20 protein-coding genes and 1 riboswitch are annotated in these 26,165 nt (G+C 67.9%); of the genes, 13 read left to right on the top strand and 7 right to left on the bottom strand.

Annotated features, from left to right (window positions below; all coding sequences use genetic code 11):
• A complete protein-coding gene (locus tag S2M10_RS03170; protein ID WP_168844812.1) occupies positions 1-1,656 on the bottom strand; it encodes a Na/Pi symporter in 1,656 nt (551 codons plus the stop codon).
• A gap of 375 nt (positions 1,657-2,031) precedes the next feature.
• On the opposite strand from S2M10_RS03170, the gene S2M10_RS03165 reads away from it, so the two are divergent.
• The 5 genes from S2M10_RS03165 to S2M10_RS03145 all read left to right on the top strand — a co-directional run bounded on the left by S2M10_RS03165 (position 2,032) and on the right by S2M10_RS03145 (position 8,372).
• Positions 2,032-3,444, top strand: a complete 1,413-nt coding sequence (locus tag S2M10_RS03165) for a hypothetical protein (RefSeq protein ID WP_168844811.1) — start codon at positions 2,032-2,034, stop codon at positions 3,442-3,444.
• Positions 3,445-3,456: 12 nt separating this feature from the next.
• On the top strand, positions 3,457-3,885 hold the full coding sequence (locus S2M10_RS03160; protein WP_168844810.1) for a substrate-binding domain-containing protein: 429 nt from the start codon (positions 3,457-3,459) through the stop codon (positions 3,883-3,885).
• A 6-nt stretch (positions 3,886-3,891) separates the two neighbouring features.
• Positions 3,892-6,363, top strand: a complete 2,472-nt coding sequence (locus tag S2M10_RS03155) for a SpoIIE family protein phosphatase (protein WP_168844809.1) — start codon at positions 3,892-3,894, stop codon at positions 6,361-6,363.
• Between the two features lie 20 nt (positions 6,364-6,383).
• The gene (locus S2M10_RS03150; RefSeq protein WP_168844808.1) at positions 6,384-6,731 is read left to right on the top strand and encodes an STAS domain-containing protein; all 348 of its coding nucleotides are present in this window, start codon (positions 6,384-6,386) and stop codon (positions 6,729-6,731) included.
• A 204-nt stretch (positions 6,732-6,935) separates the two neighbouring features.
• Positions 6,936-8,372, top strand: a complete 1,437-nt coding sequence (locus tag S2M10_RS03145) for a carbohydrate porin (RefSeq protein WP_348770524.1) — start codon at positions 6,936-6,938, stop codon at positions 8,370-8,372.
• 133 nt (positions 8,373-8,505) lie between these two features.
• Here S2M10_RS03145 and S2M10_RS03140 read toward each other — a convergent pair whose 3' ends face one another.
• The 3 genes from S2M10_RS03140 to glpK all read right to left on the bottom strand — a co-directional run bounded on the left by S2M10_RS03140 (position 8,506) and on the right by glpK (position 10,986).
• Positions 8,506-8,991: an SRPBCC domain-containing protein gene (locus S2M10_RS03140; RefSeq protein ID WP_211090825.1), complete on the bottom strand. Its 486-nt coding sequence runs from the start codon at positions 8,989-8,991 to the stop codon at positions 8,506-8,508.
• A complete protein-coding gene (locus S2M10_RS03135) occupies positions 8,972-9,334 on the bottom strand; it encodes a metalloregulator ArsR/SmtB family transcription factor (RefSeq protein ID WP_168844806.1) in 363 nt (120 codons plus the stop codon). The genes S2M10_RS03140 and S2M10_RS03135 overlap by 20 nt, the downstream gene beginning before the upstream one ends.
• A gap of 167 nt (positions 9,335-9,501) precedes the next feature.
• The gene (gene glpK, locus S2M10_RS03130) at positions 9,502-10,986 is read right to left on the bottom strand and encodes a glycerol kinase GlpK (protein WP_168844805.1); all 1,485 of its coding nucleotides are present in this window, start codon (positions 10,984-10,986) and stop codon (positions 9,502-9,504) included.
• 112 nt (positions 10,987-11,098) lie between these two features.
• Between glpK and S2M10_RS03125 the strand changes: the two genes are divergently transcribed.
• From S2M10_RS03125 to S2M10_RS03100, 6 genes are all read left to right on the top strand, one after another.
• Entirely contained in the window at positions 11,099-12,625 is a 1,527-nt protein-coding gene (locus tag S2M10_RS03125) for a glycerol-3-phosphate dehydrogenase (protein WP_211090823.1), read from the top strand.
• On the top strand, positions 12,625-13,407 hold the full coding sequence (locus S2M10_RS03120; protein ID WP_168844804.1) for a DeoR/GlpR family DNA-binding transcription regulator: 783 nt from the start codon (positions 12,625-12,627) through the stop codon (positions 13,405-13,407). The genes S2M10_RS03125 and S2M10_RS03120 overlap by 1 nt, the downstream gene beginning before the upstream one ends.
• Positions 13,408-13,493: 86 nt before the next feature.
• Positions 13,494-14,750, top strand: coding sequence for an MFS transporter (locus S2M10_RS03115; protein ID WP_168844803.1), 1,257 nt, complete (start codon positions 13,494-13,496; stop codon positions 14,748-14,750).
• Complete coding sequence (locus S2M10_RS03110; protein ID WP_168844802.1) at positions 14,747-17,128, top strand: glycoside hydrolase family 31 protein; 2,382 nt, start codon at positions 14,747-14,749, stop codon at positions 17,126-17,128. Before S2M10_RS03115 ends, S2M10_RS03110 begins: the two co-directional genes overlap by 4 nt.
• A gap of 119 nt (positions 17,129-17,247) precedes the next feature.
• Positions 17,248-19,536 (top strand): TonB-dependent receptor, encoded by a 2,289-nt coding sequence (locus tag S2M10_RS03105; protein WP_168844801.1) that lies wholly within the window; start codon positions 17,248-17,250, stop codon positions 19,534-19,536.
• 236 nt (positions 19,537-19,772) lie between these two features.
• On the top strand, positions 19,773-21,086 hold the full coding sequence (locus tag S2M10_RS03100; protein WP_168844800.1) for a dienelactone hydrolase: 1,314 nt from the start codon (positions 19,773-19,775) through the stop codon (positions 21,084-21,086).
• Positions 21,087-21,264: 178 nt separating this feature from the next.
• Here the strand turns inward: S2M10_RS03100 and S2M10_RS03095 are convergent, their stop codons facing one another.
• Positions 21,265-22,650: an L-serine ammonia-lyase gene (locus S2M10_RS03095; protein ID WP_168844799.1), complete on the bottom strand. Its 1,386-nt coding sequence runs from the start codon at positions 22,648-22,650 to the stop codon at positions 21,265-21,267.
• 97 nt (positions 22,651-22,747) lie between these two features.
• Positions 22,748-22,837: riboswitch (glycine riboswitch) on the bottom strand.
• 28 nt (positions 22,838-22,865) lie between these two features.
• A complete protein-coding gene (locus S2M10_RS03090; RefSeq protein WP_168844798.1) occupies positions 22,866-23,534 on the bottom strand; it encodes an HAD-IA family hydrolase in 669 nt (222 codons plus the stop codon).
• An 85-nt stretch (positions 23,535-23,619) separates the two neighbouring features.
• Here S2M10_RS03090 and glmU point away from each other — a divergent pair, with 85 nt between their 5' ends.
• Both glmU and S2M10_RS03080 read left to right on the top strand, forming a co-directional pair.
• A complete protein-coding gene (gene glmU / locus S2M10_RS03085; protein ID WP_168844797.1) occupies positions 23,620-24,972 on the top strand; it encodes a bifunctional UDP-N-acetylglucosamine diphosphorylase/glucosamine-1-phosphate N-acetyltransferase GlmU in 1,353 nt (450 codons plus the stop codon).
• Positions 24,969-25,280, top strand: a complete 312-nt coding sequence (locus tag S2M10_RS03080) for a hypothetical protein (RefSeq protein ID WP_168844796.1) — start codon at positions 24,969-24,971, stop codon at positions 25,278-25,280. Before glmU ends, S2M10_RS03080 begins: the two co-directional genes overlap by 4 nt.
• A 20-nt stretch (positions 25,281-25,300) precedes the next feature.
• On the opposite strand, the gene S2M10_RS03075 is transcribed toward S2M10_RS03080, so the two are convergent.
• Positions 25,301-26,056 carry a hypothetical protein gene (locus S2M10_RS03075; RefSeq protein ID WP_168844795.1) on the bottom strand — a complete coding sequence of 252 codons (756 nt, stop codon included), beginning with the start codon at positions 26,054-26,056 and terminating at the stop codon, positions 25,301-25,303.
• Between the last annotated feature and the right edge of the window lie 109 nt (positions 26,057-26,165).

Here is a 26,165-nt window from a genome sequence, read left to right as displayed (position 1 = left end):
CTACATTGCCCGCGCCAGCGTCTGGCCTGCGCGGCTCGGCTCCTCGAACGGGCGCGCATTGCTTTCTTCCTCCCCCGCAGGATCGAGCAGCAGGACGTAGCGGCGCAGCAACCAGACGCACCGCTCGAAGATCGTCGTCGCCGCGAAGGCGCGCTGCTGGGCATCGTGCGGCATCGCCTCGGCCTGCATCCGGCGGCGGATCGAATCCATCAACTCGGACCGGTCATGCGTCAGCATGCGGAGCATCCTCAGGTCTTCCTCGTCCGGCATCGCGGCAACGTCGGCCAGGCTCTCGAGCATGAGGTGGAGGCTTTCGACCAGGCTGTGGAGCAGTGCGCGGACATTGTCGTACGCGGCGCCGCCGGCGCTTTCGGCCAGTTCGACCAGCGAGGTCTGGAGCGCCACGATCAGTTCGTTGCGATCGCGCAGCCGCAGCGTCTGGTCCAGCACGTCGCGGCTGGTGTAGCGTTCGGCCAGCTCCGCCAGGAACATGTTGCACTCGCGGGTGATCGTGCGATCCACCTCGCAGCGTGCCTGGACGCTCAGATCGTCGGCGTCGCCGTCCTCGCGCAGCGCGTCGAGATAGCGGGGCAGGCTGGCGAGAAGCCGCGCCTGCTCGCGGTTGGCGACGAGGATCGCGGTATCGGCATCGCCCATTGCTGCCTCGGAGAGATATTGCGGCTTGCCGAGCACTTCCTCGATCGAGGGCGGTGCCTGGGCCTCGATCAGCCGGCTGATCGGCGCATCGAGGAGCGCGATGCAGAGCGTCGAGGCGGCCTGCAGTGTCAGATACACCGCCGCCAGCTCGGCCGATCTGGAAAGGCCGAGATGGTCGAGCAGCGGCATCACCAGCCGGCCCGCGGCGATCCAGTCGGCGAGGAACACCAGCATCAGCGCGGCGACGCCCACGGCCTTGAGGGCGATCTGGTACAGCACCAGCTGACGCGCGCTGCCGGTAAGGCGTCCGGCGAGGGTGAGGCCGGAAAGGCCGGACCCCAGACCCGCGCCGATCACGATCATCGCGCCCGCGGCGAAAGGCAGCAGGCCCGCGCCGGCCATCGCCATCGCCACCACGGTGACGGTGGTGGAGGACTGGATGACCAACGCCACCGCCAGCCCGATCGCGAAGCTGACCGGCCAGAACCGCGCCGACATCGCCATCGCCGTGCGCAGCATCTCTGAGTCCCGCAGTGCGTGGGCGGCGGTCTTGATCAGGTCGACGCCCAGGAACAGCAGGCCGACGCCCAGCAGCGCGCTGACGAGATAGCGATAGCGGCTCGCCTGATCGAGGTTGAAGTAGAAGGCGAGCCCCGTCGCGCCGATCAGCACCAGGATGAAATCGTGCATGTTCAGCGCCGCGACCAGCACCAGCAGCGAGGTGCCGAGATTTGCCCAGCTGATCACCGGCATCGCGCGGCGCTTGTCGATCGCCCCCGCGCTGACCAGCGCGACGAGCACGAAGGTGACGGCGTTGACGCTCTGCATGATCGCGCCCGCGAGCAGGCCGAAGGCGGCGGTGGAGCCGGTGCCGCTCACCGCGCGGGTGATCAGCCGGCGCAGCTTGCGGCCCGCCATCTGCTTCAGATTGGCCCCGATCAAGCGGATGCCGATGAAGAACAGCCCCAGGCCGGCAAATAGGCTGGCGACGAAATCCATGCTGCGCGTGTATCCCAAAATGCAATGGCGCGGACGATTGCTTTAGGCCGCGTCCGGCGCTCTCTCCTGCGCCGTCCATATGACGACAACAAGTACCAGCTTGGATCGGAGAAGTAACGATTGTGGCGTGGCGTCTCAAAAGCGTTGCAAATCCTCTCACTATGGTTGTTGTAACCGTGCTGTAATAAAATGGCACCTACACGGCGGCGCCGGTTCATCACGGGGTATATGGCGCGCTGCCGTGCGGCTTCGCGGCGTTTAGGGGTGTGGTGCGCCGGCGCGTACAGAGGCGGCGGCTCCAATGGGACGTGGATGGTGCCGCCGCAGCGTAGAAAGGCCGGCACGCCGCCGGCCCGTGGGGGGCGAGTACAACGGATGAACAGCATCGCGGGCGCCGGTCGGGGCGCCAGGGTGAATTCCCGGTCGGCGCAGTTCGTGGCCGGGCTCGTCGGCAGTGTTGCGTGGATCGCGCTGGTGTCCGCACCGGTATGCGCGCAGGAAGTGCCGACCGACCCGTCCGACGCCCCGGCGCCGGACAAGGCGGCGAGCAACTTCCATGTCTCCGGCTTCGCCACCGCGGGGCTTGTCTACAACGACAATCGCGACGTGGGCGTGCTCACCGCCTATTCGGACGCGCATCCGTCCCGGCGCGGCATTTCCGCGGATCTTGATTCCGTGCTGGGGCTGCAGGCGGTTTGGCGCCCGCTGCCGGGCACGTCGCTGACGGCGCAGGGCGTCGCCAGGCCCGACGGCGACAGCGTGCGCGTCGATCTGCGGATGGCCTATGTCCGCCAGGAACTGGGCCGCAACGTCGCGGTGCGCGTGGGCCGCATCCGCAGCCCGCTTTATTTCGATTCCGACGTGGCGGAGGTGGGCTATGCCTATCTGACCGCGCGGCCGCCGATCCCGCTCTACAGCATCGTCAACAGCGTCGGATCGCTCGATGGCGGGGACGTGCAACTGCGGCACGGCTGGGGGAACGCGGCGGTCATGGTGCAGGGCTATGTCGGCGACACCCGCTACGACCACCAGTTCTACAATCAGGAAAGCGCCGCCCGCGCCCGCATCATCGGCATCCACGGCGCGTCGGTGAGCCTGATCCTGCCCTCGATCACCATCCGTGCCTCGCGCACCTGGACGCGTCGCTACACGATGCGCGGGGCAAACATCGATCAACTCAATGCCGGGCTTGCCCAGCTTGCGGGCGGCCTGTCGATGGCGGCGGCGAACCCGTTCCTGCCGGCGCCCTATGCGACGGCACTGAGCGCCAAGGCGGCCGGCGTCTCGGCGCTGACCAATCCGTTCGACAACAAGCCGATCTATACGAGTATCGGTTTCGACGCCGCCTACCGCAAGCTGCGTGTACTCGGCGAGTGGACCGCGCTGGATTCGCAGTCCCCGATGATCGGCAAATATGAAGGCTTTCAGGGCACGCTAGGCTACAGCATCGGCACGGTGACGCCCTATGTCACCTATGCCAAGAACCGCCGAACCGACGGGCCGCTGGATACCAACGCGCTGAGCGCGACCGGGTTTGATACGGCGCTGGACGCGGCGCTGGGGCAGTTGCAGGGCGCCTTCGCGATCGCCCGCGGCTTCGCCGACCTGTCGATGCGTTCGCTGAGCGTCGGCGCGCGCTGGGATTTGCGCGCGAACATGGCGGTGAAGCTGCAAGTTGACCGGCTGACCACCCCGTCTCCCAGCGTGCCCGGCATGTTCGCCGCGCCCAGACTGCCGATCGACCGCACCGCCAACCTGGCGACGCTCGCCTTGAACCTGGTCTTCTAGGAGCCGCCAGCCATGAACCTCTTCCTTCCCATCATGGCTGTGTTCGCGGTCCAGTCGGGCGCGGGACGCGGCGGCTACGAACTGGTGGTGATCGCCAACCGATCGGCGCCGGTCGAGCGGCTCGACAGCCAGAAGACGACGCAGATTTTCCTCAAGCAGATCCAGACCTGGTCCGACGGCAAGCCGATCACCCCGGTCGACGTCGCCGAGGGATCGCCACTGCGCGCCGAATTCTATGCGCGCGTGACCGGGCGCAGCGTTGGCCAGATTCGCGCCTATTGGGCGCGGCAGGAATTCACCGGCATGGGCTTCCGGCCCCGCCAGGCGGCAACGGCGGCGGACGTCGCACGGGTGGTGCAGACCACGCCGGGGGCGATCGGCTATGTCAGCCGCAAGGCGGCGACGCCGGCGGTGAAGGTCGTGCTGGACGTGAGCCGCTAGCGCATCATGGCAGGCGCGGCGCCTTCCTCCTGGCACCAGGCCTATGCCCGGTTTTTCGGACCGACGGTATGGATCTCCGGGCGGCTGAGCTTTCCGCGCAAATATCTGCTGATCGGGCTGCTGGTGCTGGCGGCGCTGGGCACGCTGAGCGCGCCGCTGCTCGATCAGTTACGAAAGGACGTCCACAGCACTGCGACCGAGCGCAAGGGCCTCGATCGCATCGCCGCCCAGACGCAGTTGCTGGGCGATCTGATCCGCTGGCGAAGCGCGCTGCTCGGGGGCAGCGCCGCGCCGGCGCTGTCTGCGCTGGACCGATCGGTGTCCGCGCAGGCGAAGATGGCGCGTGGCGACGGGCTGTCGGCGGGGGCCGACCGTCTGGAGCAGGCGTGGCGTACCGCGGGGGGCGCAGGGGACACTCCGCAGGTGCGCTTCGCCGCCTCGACCGCCGTGATCAACGCCGTGCTCGCGTTGATCCGCGACGAGGCACGCGTCTATCGTCTCAACGTCGATCCAGAGCTGGATGCGGCGCTCGACATGCTGAGCGATCGCCTGCCGGTGGTGATCGACACGCTGGGCAAGCAGCATGATGCGCTGGCGATCGGCGGTACCGATATCGCCTCCTATGCGCTGGGCGCGCAGGTGGTGCTGACCGAGAGCGCACCCGCGATGCGCGCGGGAATCGCGCAGCTTAGCGGCAGCGGCGGCTCGCTTTCCGGACGGCTCGACCGGCTGCTCGCGGGCATCGCCCGCCAGCAGGACGCCGCCGATCGCAGCCTGGGCATGCCCTCGGCGCTGGGTGAGCTGGCGCAGATCGCGCGGGCCAATGTCGCCTCGGCGCAGGAACTGCTCCAGCGCGTGCAGGCCGAGGTCGACACGCGGCTGGCGCGGCGCTCCGCCAGGCTGCAACGCTTCCAATGGGTGATCGGGCTGCTGATCGCGGGCGCGCTGGGGGCGATCGGCTATCTGTTCGCGGGCATCTACATCTCGACCTTGCGCTCGCTGAAGAGCCTGTCGGACGGCACCGAGCGCTTCTGCGCGGGCCAGTTCGACGCGCGCATCACGCTGGAGACGCACGACGAACTCGTCCTGGTCGCGCGCAACTTCAACACGATGGCTACCGAGTTCGGGCGGCTGCTGGGCGTGATCAAGCGCCAGAACGAAACTCGCGAGGCCGAACTGGAATCGCAGGTGCGGCTGCGCACCGCCGAACTGGCCGATCGCAACAGCGAGCTGCGCCGCGCCGCGCAGCGGGTGGCCGAGGAGCTCGACCTCGCCCGTAACATGCAGCAGGCGATCCTGCCGCAGACCTTCCCCGACGAGCCGAGCTGGTCGGTAAGCGCGGCGATGCACCCGGCACGCGAACTGGGCGGCGACTTCTACGATTTCTTCGCGCTGCCCGATGGGCGCTACGGCATGCTGGTCGCGGACGTTTCCGGCAAGGGGGTGGGTGCCGCCTTCTTCATGGCGGTATCGCGCACGGTGATCCTTGATCTGGCGCTGTGCGGCCTGCCGCCGGAACAGGTACTCGCCCGCGCCAACGATCTGCTGTGCGAGCGCAACCCGATGGAGCTGTTCGCCACTGCCTGTTACGCGGTGTTCGATCCGGCCGACGGCAGCCTGCGCTATGCCAATGCCGGGCACCATGCGCCGCTGGTACGCCGCGCCGCCGGCCCCGCCGAGGTGCTGCCCTGCGCGCGCGATATCGCGCTCGGCGTGCTGCCGGCGATGGACTATAGCGGCATCGACGCGCGGCTCGAGACCAGCGAATGCCTGCTGCTCTATACCGATGGCGTGACTGAGGCGTTCGACCGGAACGGTGTAGCCTATGGCGATCCGCGGCTCCACGCCTGGTTCGAGGCGACCCCGCGCGATGCCGGGGCGGCCGATCTGGTTGAGGCGCTGGTCGCCAGCGTCGCTGCCTTCGTCGACGGCGAGGAAGCCTCGGACGACTTGACGTGCCTAGTCGTGTGTCGAAAGTCGGGAGTCTGCATGGAAGATACGCCCCCCTCTGGTGCGGAAGCACGTCCGCCGGTGATCCTAGGCGACAAGGTGGAATTGCTCCACCACCGGCTTCCCTCGCGCGTCGAGGAACTTGCGGGCCTGGCGGAGGCAGTCGAAGCCGCGCTGCCCGATCGGCCGGACCTGGCGTTCACCGCCAATGTCTGCCTGGAAGAGCTGATTACCAACACGATTGTCCACGGGCTTGGCGGCGCGCCGGATCATGAAATCGAGGTTTTCGTCAATCGCTCCGAGGCGTGGCTGGAAATCATCGTCAAGGACGACGCGCCCAAGTTCGATCCCTTTGCCGAGGCGCCGACGCCGGACCTCGATCTGAAGCTGGACGATCGCCCGATCGGCGGGCTGGGCGTGCATCTCGTCAAAACGATGATGGACATCGCCCACGCCTATAGCGACGGCAACGGCAACCTGATCATTCTGTTGAAGACGCTGCAGGCGTCGACCTCTTCTCAAGCGTAGCGGAGATGGTAGGAGCAGCCATGGCTTTTCACTCCGAACTGATCGCCGAGGACGGCATTCACTGGCTCGCCCTGCAAGGGCGGCTGGACAGCGCGACCTCGGGTACGCTCGAACAGACGATCCAGCCGCTGTTCGAAGGCGCCGTGGCGGTGGTGCTGGTGATGGATCTGGAGCAGCTCGCCTATATCTCCAGCGCCGGACTGCGCGTGGTGCTGATGGCGGCCAAGCGCGCCAAGCAGTCGGGCGGTAGGCTGCTGCTGTGCGGCCTGTCCCCGGCGGTGCGCGAGCTGTTCGAGATCAGCGGTTTCCTGAAGATCCTCGAAGTCTGCGCGGACCGAGCCGAGGCAAGCAGGCTGATCGCAGCGTAGCGTGGTGGCCTGCCGCGCCGGCGGGGATCCCACCATCGTATAGCTCTTCCGAGCCGCGGATCTTCGCTAGGCGGCGTTCATCTTCCGGCGTCGCTGCCGGTCGGGTTGCCGGTGCTTGCGATTCTGCGCAACCAAATGGCCGCTCGACCCTTTGATGCGCCGCAACCAGAAAAGGGATCCGGGATGAAGCGTGGGAGTTGGCGCGTGGGGCAGGGGGCTCTGCTCGCGATGATGGCGATGGGCACGGCGCTACCCTCGCTCGCGCAGCAGGTCGATGTCGGCGCTCCACCGCCGCCGGCGGACGAGATCGACAAGCCGAAGCCAGACGCCACGCAGCAGGATGCGGGCTCGGGCCCACGTGCCGATACGCAGCGCCGCGCGCGAAGCAATGCCCTGCGCCTGCGTGATCCCTCACCATCCTCACTGGCCGGTGACACGCAAAGTTCGCCGCCGCCGGGGCTGATCGGCGACTGGCAGCAGATCCGCACCCGCCTGGGCGAGCGCGGCATCGGCCTGTCGGCGCGCTATGCCTCGGAGACGGCCTACAACTTCACCGGCGGTGACCGCGATCTCGTCGCGGAGACCGGCCAGTTCGATTTCGGCGCGCTGCTCGATCTCGACAAGCTGGTCGGTTGGGGCGGGGCGGCGCTGCAGACAACCGTCACCTGGCGCCGCGGCATCGACCTGACGACCACCGCAGGGCTCGATACGCTTCAGCAAGTGCAGGAGGTCTATGGCCGCGGCCAGACAGTGCGTGTGACGCAGCTCTGGCTGCAGCAGAAGCTGAGCGACAAGGTAGAGGTGAAGCTGGGCCGCACCAATCCGGGCGAGGATTTCGCCGTCTTCTCCTGCCACTTCCAGAATCTGAGCTTCTGCGGCGCGCAGCCGGGCAATCTGGCGGGCGATTATTGGTACAACTGGCCGGTCAGCCAATGGGGCGCGAACGTCCATGTCGACGTGGGGCGCGGCGTCTATGTCCAGGGCGGCGCCTATGAGGTGAACCCCCGCAACCTGGAAACCAGCTTCTTCATCGGTCATTTCAAGGGCGCGACCGGCGTGCTGGTCCCCGCCGAGATCGGCTGGACGCGCGGTGGGGATGAGGGCCGTGTCGGTTCGTACAAGCTCGGCGGCTGGGTCTCGACCGCCGATGGCGACGACCTGGTGCTCGACGTGAACCGCCAGCCGCGTGCGGTAACGGGCCTCGCGCCGCTCCAGCGTTCAAGCCGCTATGGCGTGTTCGCCAGCGTTCAGCAGCAGCTTACCGGCACCTCGAAGGATGGGCGGTCGCTGACCGGCTTCAGCATGTTCGCCAACGTTACTTTCGCGGACCGGGCGACGACGCTGACGGACAACCAGGTGTCGGTTGGCCTGTTCTACAAGGGCCTTGCGCCGAGCCTGCCGGGCGATGTGATCGGGCTCGCGGTAGCGCGAACGAATGTGAACGGGCGGGTGGACATGGCGGACCGACTAGCGGGCAAGCCGGCGCGCGATGCGGAATATGCGGCCGAGCTCTACTACAGCGTTTCGCCGACCGAATGGCTGGTGGTGCAGCCGAACGTGCAGTGGATCCACCAGCCTGGCGGGGTGAAGAACGCCAAGGATGTCGGCGTCCTCGGGCTGAAGTTTGCGCTGACGTTATAGGTGACGCGTATAAGCCTCTCCCCTTCAGGGGAGGGGTTTGGGGTGGGGCATGACGTGCGAGCGGCGGATTCGCTTCCAGTTCAGCCCCGACCCCAACCCCTCCCCTGAAGGGGAGGGGCTTAGAAGAAGCGCGTCACTCCGCCAGCACCGCCGCCAGCTGCTCGAACTGTTCGGCGATCCCGCCCTCCATCCCCTCGAACGCCTCGTCGAGCGACTCCTTCGAGCCGTGCCGATCGTGATAGGTCACCAGCGTCTTGCCGTCGGTTTCCGCAAAAGTGACGGTGGTCAGCGCGCCGTCGTCGCTTTCCTCGTTGGTCCAGACGATCTTCGCGTCCGGCACCACTTCGACATAGCGGCCGAAAAAGGCATGGACCGGCCCCTCGTCCGCGCCGAATTCTAGGCGGTAGCTGCCGCCGGTGCGCACATCCATCTCGCAGGTCCGCAGGCGGACGGGGGCCGAGGCGGGGACCCACCAGCGGCGGAACAGCGCGGCGTCGCTCCACGCCTGGAAGACGAGCCGGGCGGGGGCGTCGAAGGTCCGCTGGACCACCATGTCCACGTCCGAGATACGCTCCACCTTGGTCCGCGACGTTGCGGTGTCATGCATGCTCAGGCCCATCCGACTGCTCCTTGCGTTTGAGTTCCCCTACGATTCCGTCCAGCGCGTCGAAGCGCGCGTCCCAAAGTTGCTGTATGCCGTCGATCCAGGCGGCCTCGGCGCGCAGGCCCTGGCCGCCCAGCCGGCAGGTCCGCACCCGCCCGACCTTCTCGGTGGTGACGAGGCCTGCCTGTTCCAGCACGCCGATATGCTTCTTCATGCCGGTGAGGGTCATGTCGAACGCGTCGGCGAGCGATGAGACCGAGCTTTCCTGCCGCCCGAGCCGCTCGAGTATGCCACGCCGGGTGGCATCGGAGAGCGCGGCAAACGCGGTGTCTAACGCGGCGCTGCTACACTGAACCATGTGGTTCAGTGTAGCAGCGAGTCGAGGGGAAAGGCAAGGGAAGACGACAATAGCCCCTCCTCCTTGGAGGAGGGGTTGAGGTGGAGGGATTCCAGAACGTACATTGGTCTCGGTGAGACACTGCCCCACCCCAACCCCTCCCCTGAAGGGAAGGGGCTAAGTTGTGGTCATCCCAGCGTCCGCCGCAGCGCATCGTGCCAGCCGGCCAGCAGCGTGGTCCGATGCCCCGCTTCCATCGACGGCTCGAAACAGGCCTGGCGCGACCAGATCGCCGAGAGGGCGTCCAGATCGGACCACAGCCCCACCGCAAGCCCGGCATGGAAGGCCGCGCCCCGTGCGGTGGTCTCCAGATCGTCCGGCCGCTCCACCGCGACGTCGAGGATGTCGGCGAGGAAGCGGCACAGCCAGTCATTGGCTGCCATGCCGCCGTCGACGCGTAGCATCGCCGGCCGCACGCCGCCATCCTGCACCATCGCCGCGACGAGGTCGTAGGTTTGGTACGCCACCGCCTCCAGCGCAGCGCGGGCGAGATGCGCCTGGGTGGCGCTGAGCGTCAGCCCGAAGATCGCGCCGCGCGCCTCGGGGTCCCAGTGCGGCGCGCCGAGGCCGACGAACGCCGGGACCATGTAGACGCCGTGGCTGTCGGACACGCGCGTCGCCATGTCGTTGGTCTGGCGGGCATGGGTGATCACGCCGATGCCGTCGCGCAGCCATTTGATCGCAGCGCCGGCGACGAAGATCGAGCCTTCCAGCGCATAGGATGTCCGGCCGTCGATCCGGTAGGCGGGGGTGGTGAGCATCCGATGCTCGGAGGCGACGGCCTTGTCGCCCGTGTTGAGCAGCAGGAAGCAGCCGGTGCCATAGGTCGACTTGGCGGTGCCCGGCGCGAAGCAGCATTGGCCGAACAGCGCCGCCTGCTGGTCCCCCGCCATGCCCGCGATCGGGATCGGCAGGCCGAAATATTCGGGATCGGTCATCCCATAGACATGCGCGTTGTCGTGCACCGCCGGTAGCAGCGCCATGGGAATGCCGAACAGCCGGCACAGCTCGGCGTCCCATTCGCCGCTATGGATGTTGAACAGCGAGGTGCGCGCCGCATTGGTCACGTCGGTCGCGTGCACCGCGCCCTTGGTCAGCCGCCAGAGCAGGAAGCTGTCGATCGTACCGAAGGCGAGTTCGCCGCGCTCGGCCCGCGCCCGCGCGCCCGGCACATGATCGAGGATCCAGCCGAGCTTGGTCGCCGAGAAATAGGGATCGACCAGCAGCCCGGTGCGCGCCCGCACCTCGGCCTCGACGCCCTCGGCCTTGAACTCGGCGCAGCGCTCGGCGGTGCGGCGGTCCTGCCAGACGATCGCGCGGTGGATCGGTTCGCCGGTGGCGCGGTCCCACACGAGTGTCGTCTCGCGCTGGTTGGTGATGCCGATCGCGGCGATGCTGCCCACGCCGACGCCGCTCTTGAGCAGCGCCTCGCGCGCGGTGGTCAGCGCGTCGCGCCAGATTGTCTCGGGATCATGCTCCACCCAACCCTGGCCGGGATAATGCTGCTCGAACTCTGTCTGCGCGGTGGCGACACGGCGCCCGGCCGAATCGAAGATCACGCTGCGCGTCGAAGTGGTGCCCTGATCGATCGCGAGAATGTGGTTCCGGTCCACCAAGCCCCTCCTATGTTCGTTCGGACGCTCGTAGATTTTCGTTCGCGCGTCAACGCTTTCGTTTCTGTCCACTTACTGCTATAAACGAAAAATAGCGAACATGAGGCGAAGCATGGCGGCCGCACACTCCGAAGAGCGTTTCGATCTGCTGGTGGTGGGCGGCGGCATCAACGGCGCCGGCATCGCCCGCGACGCGGCGGGCCGGGGCCTTTCGGTGCTGCTCGTCGAGAAGGAGGATCTGGCCAGCCACACCTCCTCGGCCTCGACAAAGCTGATCCATGGCGGGCTGCGCTATCTCGAATATGGCGAGTTCCGGCTGGTGCGCGAGGCGCTGATCGAGCGCGAGCGGCTATGGGCCATGGCGCCGCACATCATCTGGCCGCTGCGCTTCGTGCTGCCGCAGACCCAATCGCCGCGCCCGGCCTGGATGGTGCGGCTGGGGCTGTTCCTCTACGACCATCTCGGCGGGCGCAAGAAGCTGCCGGGGACCGACACGATCAACCTAGCGCGCACGCCGTTCGGGCGGGGCCTGAAGACCGCCAGGGGCAAGGCCTTCGTCTATTCGGATTGCTGGGTGGAAGACAGCCGGCTGGTGGTGCTCAACGCGATGGATGCGGCGGAGAAGGGTGCCGACATCCGCACCCGCACCGCGCTGCGCGGTGCGCGCCGCGACGGGGCGGAGTGGATCGCGACCATCGCCGATGACACCGGCGAGCGCAGCGTGCGCGCCCGGGCACTGGTCAACGCCGCAGGCCCCTGGGTGGCGGACGTGCTGGGCCGCGTGCCCGACGTGGTCGCCGATCGCGGGCTGCGGCTGGTGAAGGGCAGCCATCTGGTGGTGCCCAGGCTCTATCCGGGCGACCATGCCTTCATGCTGCAGAACCCCGATCGCCGGATCGTGTTCACCGTGCCCTATGAGGGCAAGTACACGCTGATCGGCACGACCGACGAGGTGTGGCAAGGCGCGCCGGGCAAGGCGCAGATCAGCGACGAGGAAACACGCTACCTGTTGGACACCGCGGCGCGCTATTTCGCCAACCCGCCGTCCGAGAAGGACGTCGCGTGGAGCTATGCCGGCATCCGCCCGCTCTATGACGACAAGGCCGGCAATGCCTCGGCCGTGACGCGCGATTACGTGCTCGACCTCGACGGGGACGAGGATCGCGCGCCGATGCTGAGCATTTTCGGCGGCAAGATCACCACCTATCGCAAGCTGGCCGAGCACGCGATGGCCGAGCTGTCGCGCTTTTTCCCCGATGCGCGCGGCGCCTGGACGGCAGGGGCGACGCTGCCGGGCGGCGATATGCCGGACGGCGACTTCGATCGCTTTGTCGCCGGGCTGCAACACGCGCGCCCCGACATGCCGGCCGATCTGCTGCGGCGGCTGGCCCGCGCCTATGGCACGCGCGTGCACGTGCTGCTCGGCGACGCGATGACGCCGTCCGATCTCGGCATCGATCTGGGCGGCGGGCTGACGGTGCGCGAGATCGAGTATCTGCGCACGCGGGAATGGGCGATCACCGCCGAGGACATTCTCTACCGGCGCAGCAAGCTGGGCCTGCACGTGCCGCCGGAGACGGAAGCGCGGCTGACGGCCTATCTGGCGGGCGATCATCCGCGGCTGGCGCGTTCCGCCTGATGGCCGAGGATCTGCCCGATCTGGTCGCGGGGCGCCACGCGCGTATCCTCGAGCTCGCGCGGCAGACCGGCAGCGTCAGCGTCGAGGCGCTGGCGACGGCGCTGGACGTGACGCCCCAGACGATCCGCCGCGACCTCAACCAGCTTGCCAAGCAGGCGATGCTGTCGCGCGTCCATGGCGGCGCGGTAGTGACCTCGGGCGTCGACAATCTCGATCGCGAGGCGCGGCGCCAGGTGGCGGCCGGCGCCAAGGCGGCGATCGGCACCGCGGCGGCGGCGCTGGTGCCGGACGGTGCCAGCCTGTTCATCAACATCGGCACCACCACCGAGGCGATCGCCCGCGCGCTGGTGCGGCACCGCCATCTGCTGGTGGTGACCAACAACCTGAACGTCGCGGACATCCTGGGCGGGGTGCCGACCATCGAGGTGGTGGTTGCCGGCGGGCGGGTGCGGGCGAGCGACCGCGCGGTGGTGGGCGCCCTCGCGATGGATTTCCTGCGCGGCTTCAAGCTCGATTACGCGCTGATCGGCGCCTCGGCGATCGACGGTGACGGCACGCTGCTCGACTTCGACATGGACGAGGTGCGCGTCTCGCAGACGATCATCGAACAGGCACGCACCGTCATCCTGGCGACGGACCAGACCAAGTTCGGCCGCCCGGCGCCGGTACGGATCGCCGAGATGGCGGTCATTGATCATTTGGTCACCGATCGGCTCCTACATTCCGGCATCGCTGCGGCCTGCGCGGCAGGGCAAGTGCGGGTGACCGAAACAGACGCTTGATTGGTCAGGCCAATTATCGCAGGATGGCCAGGCATCCAACCACGAGAACGGCCGCGAAGCCGTTCCATTTAGGGGCAGGAAACGGAATGCGGCGTATTGCCCATCTTCGCTGGTGGATCGTCGGGCTGATCTGCGCCGGCACCATTGCCAATTATCTCGCGCGTAATTCGCTGGGCGTGCTCGCGCCCGAGCTGAAGACCGTGATGCACATGACGACCGAGCAGTACAGCTATGTCGTCGGCGGCTTCCAGCTGGCCTATACGGTGATGCAGCCGATCGCCGGGATGATCGTCGACCGCATCGGCCTGCGTGCCGGCTTCGCGCTGTTCGGTGCGGCCTGGTCGGTCGCCAACATGCTGCACGCGCTGGCGGCGGGGTGGCTGGGGCTGATGTTCTTCCGCGGCCTGCTCGGCATGTTCGAGGCCGCCGCCATCCCCTCCGGCATCAAGGCGATCGCGGAATGGTTTCCCGCGCGCGAGCGCTCGGTGGCGGTCGGCTGGTTCAATGCCGGCACCTCGCTCGGCGCGCTGCTGGCGCCCCCGGTTGTAGCGATCGTGATGATCTACACGGACTGGCGGATGGCCTTTGTGGTGACCGGCGCGGTGGGACTGATCTGGTCGGTCGCCTGGTGGGCCTTTTATCGCAGCCCGGGCGCGCATCCGGCGATCACCGACCGGGAGCGCGCGCTGATCGCCGAAGGCCGGCCCAAGCCGCTTGCCCGCCGCGCCTCCGCGCGCGAAATCCTCGGCACCGCGCGCTTCTGGATCATCGCGGTGCCGCGCTTCCTGGCCGAGCCGGCCTGGCAGACCTTCAGCTTCTGGATCCCGCTGTACCTCGCCACCGAGCGCGGCATGGACCTGAAGCAGATCGCGCTGTTCGCCTGGCTGCCCTTCCTCGCCGCCGATCTGGGCGGCGTGCTGGGCGGCTATCTCTCGCCCTTCCTGGTCAAGCGCTTCCGGCTGCCCTTGATCGCCTCGCGCGTGACGGGCGTGGCGCTGGCGGCGGTGCTGATGATCGCGCCGGGCTGTATCGGTCTCGCCGCCAGCCCCTATACCGCGATCGCGCTGTTCTGCATCGGCGGCTTCGCGCACCAGATGATCTCGGTGCTGATCAACACCCTGTCCGCCGACGTATTCACCGCCGAGGAAGTCGGCGCCGCCAACGGCTTTATCGGCCAGGCGGGCTGGATCGGCGGGCTGCTCTTCTCGCTGCTGATCGGGCAGCTGGCCGATACCGTCGGCTATGCGCCGCTGTTCGGCATGCTTTCCGTCTTCGACATCCTCGGCGCGGTCGTGCTGATCGCCGGCCTGCGCCATCTTCGCCTTCCGGAGCCCGTGAAATGAGACGCGCCACGCTTTCCAATCCCCCGCGCTTCACGGTGGCCGGCGAAGGGCAGGGGCGGATCACGCTGGAATCGGATACCGGCGCCGTCGCGCACCTGTTCGTGCTCGAGCAGGACATGGTGCGGCTGCTGCTGCTCGCCACCGGCACCGTCACCAGCCCGCCGAGCTGGGCGATCGCACCGGGGCAGGAAGACATCGCCGAGCCCGGCCGCGACCGGATGGACGTCTCCGGCTTCACCTGCCCGGCCTATCGGCTGCACCACGATGCCGAGCAGCTGGTGCTGGAGACCGATCGCATCCGCCTCACCGCGCGTCTGCACGGGCTGCACTGCGGCTGGGAGCAGCGCGACGGCGACGCCTGGGTACCGATGGCCGAGGATCGCCCGACCCACGCCTATGATTTCGGCTGGTGGGACGGCAAGGCGCATCATTATGTCGCGCGCCGCCCGGGCGAGCGCTTCTACGGGCTGGGCGACCGCACCGGCGACGCCAACCGCGCCGGGCGCAGCTTCCGCCTGACCAATCTCGATCCGATGGGCTATGATGCGGAGACCAGCGATCCGCAGTACAAGTCGATCCCCTATGTGCTGGTGGCGGACGAGGCCGGGCGCTGCCACGGCGCCTTCTACGACACGGTGGCCGACGTCGCCTTCGATTTCGGCCGCGAGCTCGACAATTACCACGGCTTCTACCGGCACATGGTTGCCGATCACGGCGATGTCGACCTGTGGATGATCGCCGGGCCCGATCCGCTGGCGGTCACCCGGCGCTTCACCTGGCTGACCGGCCGCCCGGCGCTGATGCCGCGCTGGTCGCTCGGCTATTCGGGCTCGACCATGACCTATACCGATGCGCCCGATGCCGCAGCGCAGATGGGCGGATTCCTGGAGAAGCTGGCCGAGCATGACATCGGCTGCACCTCCTTCCACCTCTCGTCCGGCTACACCTCGATCGGCGACAAGCGCTACGTGTTCCACTGGAACCGCGACAAGTTCCCCGATCCGCAGGCGTTCGTGAAGCGCTATGCCGACGCGGGCGTGGAGCTGGTGCCGAACATCAAGCCGGCGCTGCTGCGCAGCCACCCGCGCTACGAAGAAGTGGCGGCGGCGGGTTATTTCGTCCGCGATGCCGATGGCCAGCCGGTGGAAGCGCAATTCTGGGACGAGGTCGGCAGCTATATCGACTTCACCAATCCGGACGCCGCCGCCTGGTGGCGCGCGCAGGTCACGTCGGCGCTGCTCGATCAGGGCATCCGTTCGACCTGGAACGACAACAACGAATATGAGGTGTGGGACGCGCGTGCCCGGTTTGCCGGTTTCGGCACGTCGGTGCCGGCTGCCGCGATGCGGCCGGTGCAGCCGCTGCTGATGATGCGCGCCTCGCGCCGCGCGCAGATCGAGGCGCGGCCCGACGAGCGTCCCTATGTGGTGACCCGATCGGGCATGGCCGGGCTGCAGCGCTATGCCCAGACCTGGACCGGCGACAACCGCACCGAATGGAAGACGCTGCGCTACAACGCCCGCATGGCGCTGGGGCTGGCGCTCTCCGGCGTGTCGAACAGCGGCCACGACGTGGGCGGGTTTGCCGGGCCGGCGCCCGATGCCGAGCTGCTGGTGCGCTGGGTGCAGGCGGGCGTGCTGATGCCGCGCTTCAGCATCCACAGCTGGAACGACGATCGTACGGTCAACGAGCCCTGGATGTATCCCGAGGTGCTGCCCGCGATCCAGGCGATGCTGCGGCTGCGCCAGCGACTGGTGCCGTTCTTCTACGATTTGCTGCTGCGCTACCATGCCGATTATGCGCCGATGGTGCTGCCGACCTGGGCGGTGTTTCCGCACGATCCGCACTGCTGGGCGGAAAGCGACGAGCATCTGCTGGGCCCCAACCTGCTCGCCGCGCCGGTGATGGAGGCGGGCGCGACGGCGCGGCGCCAGTATCTGCCGGCCGGTGCCGACTGGACCCATGTCTGGACCGGCGACGTCTTTACCGGCGGCGACTGGGTAACCGTCGCCGCACCGCTGGACGGGCCGCCGCCGCTGTTCGCGCGCGTGGGATCGGCGATGCTGGTCGAATTGGCGGAAGGCGGCTGGCGCCCTGGTCCGCCGCGACGCGGGCTTTGCCTGTTTCCGCCGCGCACGGGCAGTTTCGCCTGCGATGCCTTCGAGGATGCCGGCGATGGCCGCGGTGCCCCCCGTTGCTGGAAGATCCAGGGCGAGGCGCAGCACGATCTTGTTCGCGTGCGACTCACCGTGGCGGGCGGGCAGGCCGACGACTTGGACATAACCTTGTTGCGACCAAGAAACGACCATCGTGAGATGATGATCGAGGGGCACACCGCGGCAAGTGTTGCGCCCAAGCAACAGAATCCGTGGGATTAGCTGCAAAAATCGATTGAACACCGTGTTTCCCCGATATTTCGCCCACAGTCGGGGAACGTATCGTCGCGCCATCTAAAAAAGAAATGCGGGTAGAACCCTGCCGGGCAAGGGGAGAGTAAATGAAAAGTTATCACGTTTCCGTGGCGCATGCTGCTTTGGCGGCCGCGAGCATTTCTGGTGTCGCGCAGGCGCAGACTGTCGACACCGTCGCAGTCACTGCCGCCGCCGCGGGTGCGGCAGCGGCGCAGTCCGCCGGCAAGCCTGCGCAGGACGACGGCGAGATCATCGTCACCACCACGGCGCAGAAGCGCTTCGAAAACATCCAGAATGTGCCGCTGCCGGTGCAGGTGCTGACCGCGGATCAGCTCGAGGCGCAGGGCGTGCGGCACTTCCAGGAACTGACGAAGGTGGCACCGTCGCTCGTCATCCGTCCGGCCGAGCACCCGGTTAACGCCAATGTCTCGCTGCGCGGCGTGGGCACCTTCGCGTTCGGGATCGGCGTGGAGCCCAGCGTGGCGGTGACGGTGGACGGCGTTCCGCTCGCCTTCCAGGCGCGCGCGTTCACCGATCTGCCCGACGTGGCCATGATCGAAGTGCTGCGCGGCCCGCAGAGCACCTTGTACGGCAAGGCCGCTTCCGCGGGCCTCATCAAGATCATGACGGTCCAGCCGACCAAGGACTTCCACATCAAGGCGAATACCACCGTCACGACGGACGACGAATATGGCGCGAACTTCAGCGCCACGGGCCCGATCAACGAGGATCTCGGCTATGTCGTCTCGGCCAGCTATTCGAACTGGGGCGGCAATGTCCGCAACGTGTTCAACGGCAAGGACGTGAACGGTCGCGAGACCCTGAATGCCCGCGGAAAGCTCAACTGGGCGGCGACGCCGGACCTGAAGTTCCGCCTCACCGCAAACTACATGAACGGCAACACCACCGTCGGCCGGCCGTTCATCGCGCTGGCGGACGGCGCCCTGCTGCGCAACGTCGCCGGCCAGACGCGCGACGTGACCATGCCGGGCGTGACTCCGGGGCCGGTCAATCAGCAGGTCAGCAACAACTATCCCGCACGCACCAAATATTGGGGTTGGGGATCGATGCTGCGCACGGACATCAACCTCGGCAAGCTGAGCGTGCTCGGGCTGACCTCGTACGACAAGTTCCGCCTCGACGACTATCTCGACCATGACGACACGTCGGCGACGGTGCCGGTGGGCAACAACATCCAGGTCGGCGCATTCAAGTCGCGGCTGTTCACGCACGAGATGCGCCTGCTGTCCCCCGACAATGAAGCGTTCCGCTATGCCCTGGGCCTGTATTTCGCGGACGTGGCGTTCCAGCGGCCGTTCCTGCGCGGGCCCGCGTTCGCGCCTGCGAACTGGTATGCCACCGCCGGCTCGCGCCAGATTGCGGCGTTCGGCCAGATCGACTGGGAATTCATCAAGAACCTGACCGCGACGGTTGGCGGTCGCGCGCAGAACGAGCGGGTGGAGTACAGCTTCCAGGACAACATCGCCAATGGCCGATGGAGCGGCCATGCGAGCGACAACGCCACCACCTATCGTCTGGGCCTCAGCTACCAGGCGACGCGGGACATCATGGTCTTCGGCAATTACGCGACCGGCTACAAAGGCCAGACCTATGACCTGACGACCGGCTTCAACACCGCGCGCGCGAATGCCGGCCCGATCCGCCCCGAGACGTCGAAGGACAAGGAATTCGGCATCCGCACGCAGTTCTTCGATCGGCGCATGACGTTCAACGTCACCTATTTTGACACCGATTATCAGGATCTGCAGGCGCAGACGATCGAGACGATCGACGGCGTCTCCAACTTCCGTCTGACCAATGTGGGCGGGCTCAACACGAACGGCGTCGAAGTCGAAACCGCCGCCCGCGTGACCCGTGACCTAACCCTCAGCGGCGCCGTCACCTATCTGGACGCGACCTACACGTCGTTCCCGGCGGCGCCCTGCTTCCCGACCCAGACCGTGGCGCAAGGGTGTATTCAGGGCCCGCCGAACTTCCAGAACCTGACCGGGACGCGGGCGGTTCAGGCACCCGAATGGAAGGGGTCGGCCAATATCGACTTCACGCCGGCGCTCACGGACAAGCTCAACGGCGTGGTTCAGGCGAGCTGGCAATATACCTCCAGCGTCTATTACGTCTCGCGCGACCCGCAGACCTTCCAGCCCGCGTTCAGCATCTTCAACCTGAACATCGGCGTCCGCGATCACAAGCGTCGCTGGGAAGGCGTGCTGTTCGTCAACAACCTGTTCGACAAGCAATATTATCCCTCGCTGCTCAACACCAACGGCAATTTCGGCAACAAGCTCGCCACCCAGGCGGTGCTGCCGCGCGATTTCCGGCGCTATGCCGGGGTGCGGTTCGGGCTGAATTACTGATCGACATCGCGCGATCGGATACTGCAAGGGGGGGGCGGAGGCGATGCTTCCGCCCCCTTTGCATGTCGCCTACGGGGGCGTGTCCGGCGGCCATTTTGGCAAGCGGATCGCCGACCCTTCGATGCTGCGGCGCGGGTTGAGACGCTTTGCAAGCGCGCGCTTCGGTGTAGAGTATGGCGGAGGGACAAGAGGGGGCAGCGCGATGCGCCCGCCCCTCGATCAGGGGAGGAGACCGGATGATCGGCAGGATCGGGATCGCGGCGGGCGCTTGCGCAGCCGCGATGTTTGCGATTGGTGCGGGGCGCGCGCAGCAGGCGCCGGCCAGGCCAAGTGTCGATGCGCCGGAACTGGCCGCGCTCGGCAGCTACGGCATCGGCGTCACCGATATGGAATTGGTGCAACCGGGCCGGGCCGATCCGCTCCAAGGGAGGCACAAGCCGGCCATCGTCGACCGGCACATCCCGATCAAGCTCTGGTATCCTGCAACGGCCAGAGGTTCGGGCACGCGCTATCGCACCGCGCTGCCGGGCGAGAAGGGCAGCGACGTGCCCTTCGAGGTGCCGGGGCTCGCCACGCCCGGCGCGGCGGCGGCCAAGGGGCGCTTCCCGCTGGTGATCCTCGCCCATGGCTATAGCAACACGCCCGAGGTGCTTTCCTGGCTCGGCGAGAATCTGGCGAGCAAGGGCTATGTGGTGGTCGCACCCGCCTTTCGCGATCCGCCGATCACGATCCGCACCCCTGCCGCGCGGGCCGGCCCGCTGACCAGCCGTCCGCTCGACATCGCCTTCGTCGCGGCCGAGGCGCAGCGGCGGGCACGGGCCGGGCAGGGCGCGTTCGCCGCCGCCGATGCCGCGCGCACCGCGCTGATCGGCTATTCGATGGGCGGCTATGGCGTGCTCACCGCAGCGGGCGCGCCGCTCGATCCGGCAGTGGCCGGCGCCACGCGCGGCGCCCTCACGCCCTATGTCGCGGGAGCCGAGAAGGCGGACAGCCTCAAGGTGGGCGATCTGAAGGCGGTGGTGGCGATCTCGCCCGCCAGCAACCTCTACGGCACCCCGCTCTGGGCTGCGCCGGGCGTGGCGGCGATCCGCGCGCCGACGCTGTTCATCGTCGGCAGCCAGGACCATGTCGTCGGCTATGAAAAGGGCGTGCGACCGCTGTTCGAGCAGGAAATCCATGCGCCGCGCTATCTGCTCACCTTCCGCGAGGCGGCGCACAGCATCGCGCTGATCGGCGCGCCGCCGGCGATGCGCGACAGCTTCTGGGACCTGGACTGGTTCGAGGACGCGGTGTGGCGCAAGGACCGGCTGATGGCGGTGCAGGCGCATTTCATCACCGCCTTCCTCGACCGCTATGTGAAGGGCGAGGAGGCCAAGGCCGCCTATATCGACGGGCTGGTGCCTAACTCGAACGACGGGAAGTGGCCAGGCGCGCCGGGCGGCCGCTATGCGGGGTTCAGCCCCGGCGCACCGGCATCGACGATCTGGAAGGGCTTCCAGCCGAGCCGCGTGTCGGGGATGAACTTCGAGTTCAAGCCCGCCCAGCCTTGAGGTGTTTGGGGTAGGATCCGACGGTATCCCTCGCTTCAACCGTCATCCCCGCGAAGGCGGGGATCCATTGGCGCTGATGCCGAGGTTCCTTCCCCCAGCCCACAGGGCAATGGATCCCCGCCTTCGCGGGGATGACGTGTATTGTGGAGGGCGCTGAAACTCGGCCCACGCCCTTGGCTCAGCACTCGACGACGTTGACCGCCAGGCCGCCGAGGCTCGTCTCCTTGTATTTGGAGCGCATGTCGAGGCCGGTCTGGCGCATCGTCTCGATCACCGCGTCGAGCGAAACCTTGTGCGTGCCGTCGCCGTGGAGCGCGAGCATCGCGGCGTTGATCGCCTTCACCGCGCCCATCGTGTTGCGCTCGATGCAGGGGATCTGCACCAGCCCGCCGATCGGATCGCAGGTGAGGCCGAGATTATGCTCCATGCCGATCTCGGCGGCGTTCTCGATCTGGGCGTTGCTGCCGCCCAGTGCCGCGGCGAGCCCCGCCGCCGCCATCGAGCAGGCGACGCCCACTTCGCCCTGGCAGCCCATCTCCGCCGCCGAGATCGAGGCCTGGCGCTTGTAGAGGATGCCGATCGCCGCGGCGGTGAGCAGCAGGCGGCGGCTGCCGTCCTGCGTCGCGTTGCCGACGAAGCATTCATAATAGCGCAGCACTGCCGGGATCACCCCCGCCGCGCCATTGGTGGGGGCGGTGACGACGCGGCCGCCGGCGGCATTCTCCTCGTTCACCGCCAGCGCCCAGAGGCTGACCCATTCGAGCACCGAAGCGGGCTCGACGCGGGGGCCGCGGGCCATCAGCTTCTGGTGCAGCTTGCGCGCGCGGCGGGGGACTTCCAGCCCGCCCGGCAGGATGCCGTCCTGTGCCATGCCGCGGTCCATGCACGCGTTCATCGCCGCATGAATGCCGTCGACAAAGGCGAGCGTCGCGGCATCGTCGCGCCAGCCGCGCTCGTTGGCGAGCATCAGCCCGGCGATGTCGAGCCCGAGTTCGTCGCAGCGCTGCAGCATCTCGCGCGCGCTGGCGAAGGGATGGTTGGTGCCGGCGCTCAGACCGGAGACGTCTTCCTCGCCCTCGCGCCGGATCGCGCCGCCGCCCACCGAAAAATAGGTCCGCTCAAGCACCGTGCCGTCGACCAGGGTCGCCCGCAGTTTCATGCCGTTCGGGTGGCCGGGGAGGAACTGGCGCTTGCGGAACTTGAGGTCGGTGTCAGGATCGAAGGAAACCGAGGCGCTGCCGCCCAGAACAATGCGGCGCTCCGCCGCGATCGTGGCCAGCATCGGCTCGACCGCATCGGGATCGACTCCCTCGGGCCGCTCGCCCGCCAGCCCCAGGATCACCGCGCGGTCGGTCGCGTGGCCCTTGCCGGTCAGCGCCAGCGAGCCGAACAGCTCGCCGCACAATTTGGTGACGCTACGCCCATCGGCGACCACCCAGGCGGCGAAGTCCCGCGCCGCGCGCATCGGCCCCACCGTATGCGAGCTCGACGGCCCGATACCGATGGTGAACACGTCGGTGATGCTGATCGGCCCTGCATTCGGCCCAACGCCCTTGATCGCCACGGAACCCGTCTCCTGAAACTTCGCGGGCCCCTTCTGTCCGTTTGCCTGAGATCGCTATCCCGTCGGCGGGCGCGCGCGGCGCCACTCTCCAGAATGTGGTGGTCGGAAGGTCCTTTTGCCTGAGAGTTTCCGGGGCGGTTGCTCCTTCGGCGATCCGGCGAGCGGATTCTCTCCCGTTCCGACGCCGCGCTGTTTCGCCCGTGCCGGGGATGGTGTCAAACGCTGATTCGGGCTAGTTTTGGGATCAGTTCGGCGTAGGAATCGATCACCGCGTCGGCGCCCAGCGTGGTCACCGGCACCTGCGAGAAGCCGAAGCTGCAGGCGATCACGGGCACGCCCGCCGCCTGCGCCGCCTGCACGTCATAGGTCGAATCGCCGACGAACGCCGCCGGCCCGCCGCAGCGCCGGACCATCTCCAGGATCGGCGCGGGCGAAGGCTTGGCGGTGCCGGGGCCGAGCGTGTCCCCGCCGATCACGGTGGCGAAGCGCGGGCGCATGCCGGTCGCCTCCAGCAGCGGCAGGGTCAGCGCCTCGAGCTTGTTGGTCACCACCGCGAGCGCGATGCCCTGCGCGGCCAGCGCCTCGAGCGCGTCGACCACGCCCGGATAGGGGCGGCTATGCTCGGCATTGTGCGCGGCATAGGTGTCGATAAAGCGCGGGTAGAGCCGCGCCACCACCGCCGCATCGCCGCCGCCGGTCGCCGCGACCGCCTGTTCCAGCAGCGCATGCACGCCGCGGCCGACCATCGAGAGGATGCGATCCAGCGGCAGCGCCGGCCGGCCCTCCTCGGCCAGCACGCGGTTTAGCGTCGCGGCGAGGTCGCCGCTGGTATCGAGCAGCGTGCCGTCGAGATCGAAGCCGATGGTCTTGAAGGGAAGGGGCATGGGCCGCCGCATGGCAGCATCGCGCTGGAAAAGCCATGTCCGGCGTGGCAGGGGTTGCACCCCATTTCGACCGGAGACTGGCCACGTGACTGCACCCATCGCCGCGATCATCCTCGCCGCCGGCAAGGGCACGCGGATGCAATCCGACACGCACAAGGTGCTCCACCCGATCGCCGGGCGGCCGATGCTGCTCCACCTGATCGACAGCGTGAAGGCGCTGGGCGCCGCGCGCGAAGTGGTGGTGGTCGGCGCGGGGCGCGAGCAGGTCGAGGCCGCGGTCACGCCGCTGGGGGCGGAGACGGCGCACCAGGCCGAGCAGCTCGGCACCGGCCATGCCGTGCTCCAGGCCAGGGAGGCGCTGGCGGGCTTCGCGGGCGACGTGCTGATCCTCTATGGCGACGTGCCTTTGGTCACCACCGCGACGATGCGGCGGATGGTCGAGCGGCTGCATGGCGACGACGCGCCTGCCGTGGTGGTGCTCGGCTTCCGCCCGGCCGATCCGGGCGCCTATGGCCGGCTGATCGTCGCGGGGGGCGACCGGCTGGCGAAGATCGTCGAGTATAAGGATGCGAGCGCCGAGGAGCGCGCAGTCACCCTGTGCAACTCCGGGCTGATGGCGGTGCGCGGGCCCGATCTGTTCGCGCTGCTCGACCGGCTGAGCAACGAGAATGCGGCCGGCGAATATTATCTGACCGACATCGTCGAGATCGCCAATGGCGACGGGCGGGTCGCGGCGGTGATCGAGACCGACGTCGCCGAAGTCACCGGCGTCAACAGTCGGGGCGAACTGGCGGCGGTGGAGGCGGCGTGGCAGCAGGCTCGCCGTGCCCGCGCCATGGCCGAGGGCGCGACGCTGATCGCGCCCGAGACGGTGTGGTTCGCGTACGACACGCAGATCGGCCGCGACGTGACGATCGAACCCAACGTCGTGTTCGGCCCCGGCGTCACCGTGGCGGACGGGGTGGTGCTGCGCGCGTTCAGCCATATCGAGGGCGCGACCATCGCCAGCGGCGCCACCGTGGGCCCCTTTGCCCGGCTGCGGCCCGGCGCGGTGCTGGAGGCGGACTCCCATGTCGGCAATTTCGTCGAGCTGAAAAACGCGGTGCTCGGCAAGGGCGCCAAGGCCAACCATCTCAGCTATCTCGGCGACGCCCGCATCGGCGCCGGCGCGAACATCGGCGCGGGCACGATCACCTGCAATTACAACGGCTTCCTCAAGCAGCAGACGGTGATCGGCGCGGGCGCGTTCATCGGATCGAACAGCGCGCTGGTGGCGCCGGTGGCGATCGGCGACGGGGCGATCATCGGCGCCGGATCGGTGATCACCCGCGACGTCGAAGCCGATGCGCTGGCCGTTACGCGGCCCGAAACATTGAAGAAGCAGGGCTGGGCCACGACCTTCCGTGCAACCATGCAGGCACGAAAGGCCGCCAAATGACCGATCGCTACACCAACAAGCCCTTCCTCAAGCTGCTCGACTGCTATGTGCTCGATGCGATCGGCCATCTCGATCCCAAGACCGATGCCGACCTGACCGCGATGGAACCCAAGCTCCACGAGGCGTTCGAAGCCGAGGGTCCGTGGCGCGACATCGTCGAGGACAAGCTGGGGTTCCAGGACGGCATGCAGGGCGCCATCCTCGAGGTCTGGCAGAACGGACGGCAGAAGTTCGTCGAAGCCCAGGGCCATGAGCCCGATCCGGGCGAGTTCACCCGGATCTTCATCGACACCAACTTCCCGCACTGAGACGATCGGCGGGGCGGGCGCTACCGTGCGGCAGCCGGGCGCAACTGCGCGGCATCGAGGTGCCAGCGCCGCTGGGACGCGGACGCGCCGTCGACATCGTTGATCCGGCGCACGGTGTAGGTGCCGGTGAAGCGCTGGGCGGTGCCGTCGTCCAACCTCGCCTCCACCGTCACGGGGACCGTCTGGTACAGGGAACCCGCCGCACCTTCGCTCGGCCCAAGCCTGCCGATCGTGACGCCTGTCGAACGGGTATGGGCAAAGCCCTGCTCGAACGCCTGCAGCGTCTGGCCCGGCTTGCCTTCGTCCCCCCATTGCGTCCAGGCGGTGGCAAAGTCGCGGGCGTCGATCGCGGCATAATAGCGGCGCACCACGTCGGCGGCCGCCTGCGGGCCCTTGGGATCGACGACGCAGCCCGGCACCGGCTCCCCGTCGCCGTCGAACAGCGCGCAGCTCCGCGCGATCTCATCCTCGATCATCGCGCAGCTGTTGGCGGCGTTGCAGGGCGGGTGCGTCGCGGGGGACACGTTGATGCAGATCTTCACCCGCTTTTCCGCTGCCGCCGCGCCGATCTCTGCAGCGCAGCTGCGGGGCGCCATCGCCGCCTCCGTAGCGGTTGCCGAGGGGCGCGGCACGGGCGCCGATGGCGTCGCGGGCGGGGTCGCGGTCGCCTGGCGGCTTGGCCGCGCCTCGTTCACCGGTGTGTCGGCGCGGTCGGAGCCGCCGCAACCGGCGAGCGGTAGCCAAAGGACGAACAGCGCGATGTTGCGACGGACCATGCGAGTGACTCTTCCTTCGATCGGCGGCCGGTGATGTCGGACCAGGCTCAACGTCGCACGCGGACGTTCGGGATCATGCGACCGTTCAGCTTGTCGAAACGATGCCTCG

The organism is Sphingomonas sp. S2M10 (assembly GCF_012650175.1).
In the GTDB taxonomy this organism is placed as follows: domain Bacteria; phylum Pseudomonadota; class Alphaproteobacteria; order Sphingomonadales; family Sphingomonadaceae; genus Sphingomonas.
The sequence above is the reverse complement of the archived record's forward strand: the minus strand, read 5'-3'. Positions and strand labels throughout refer to the sequence as shown.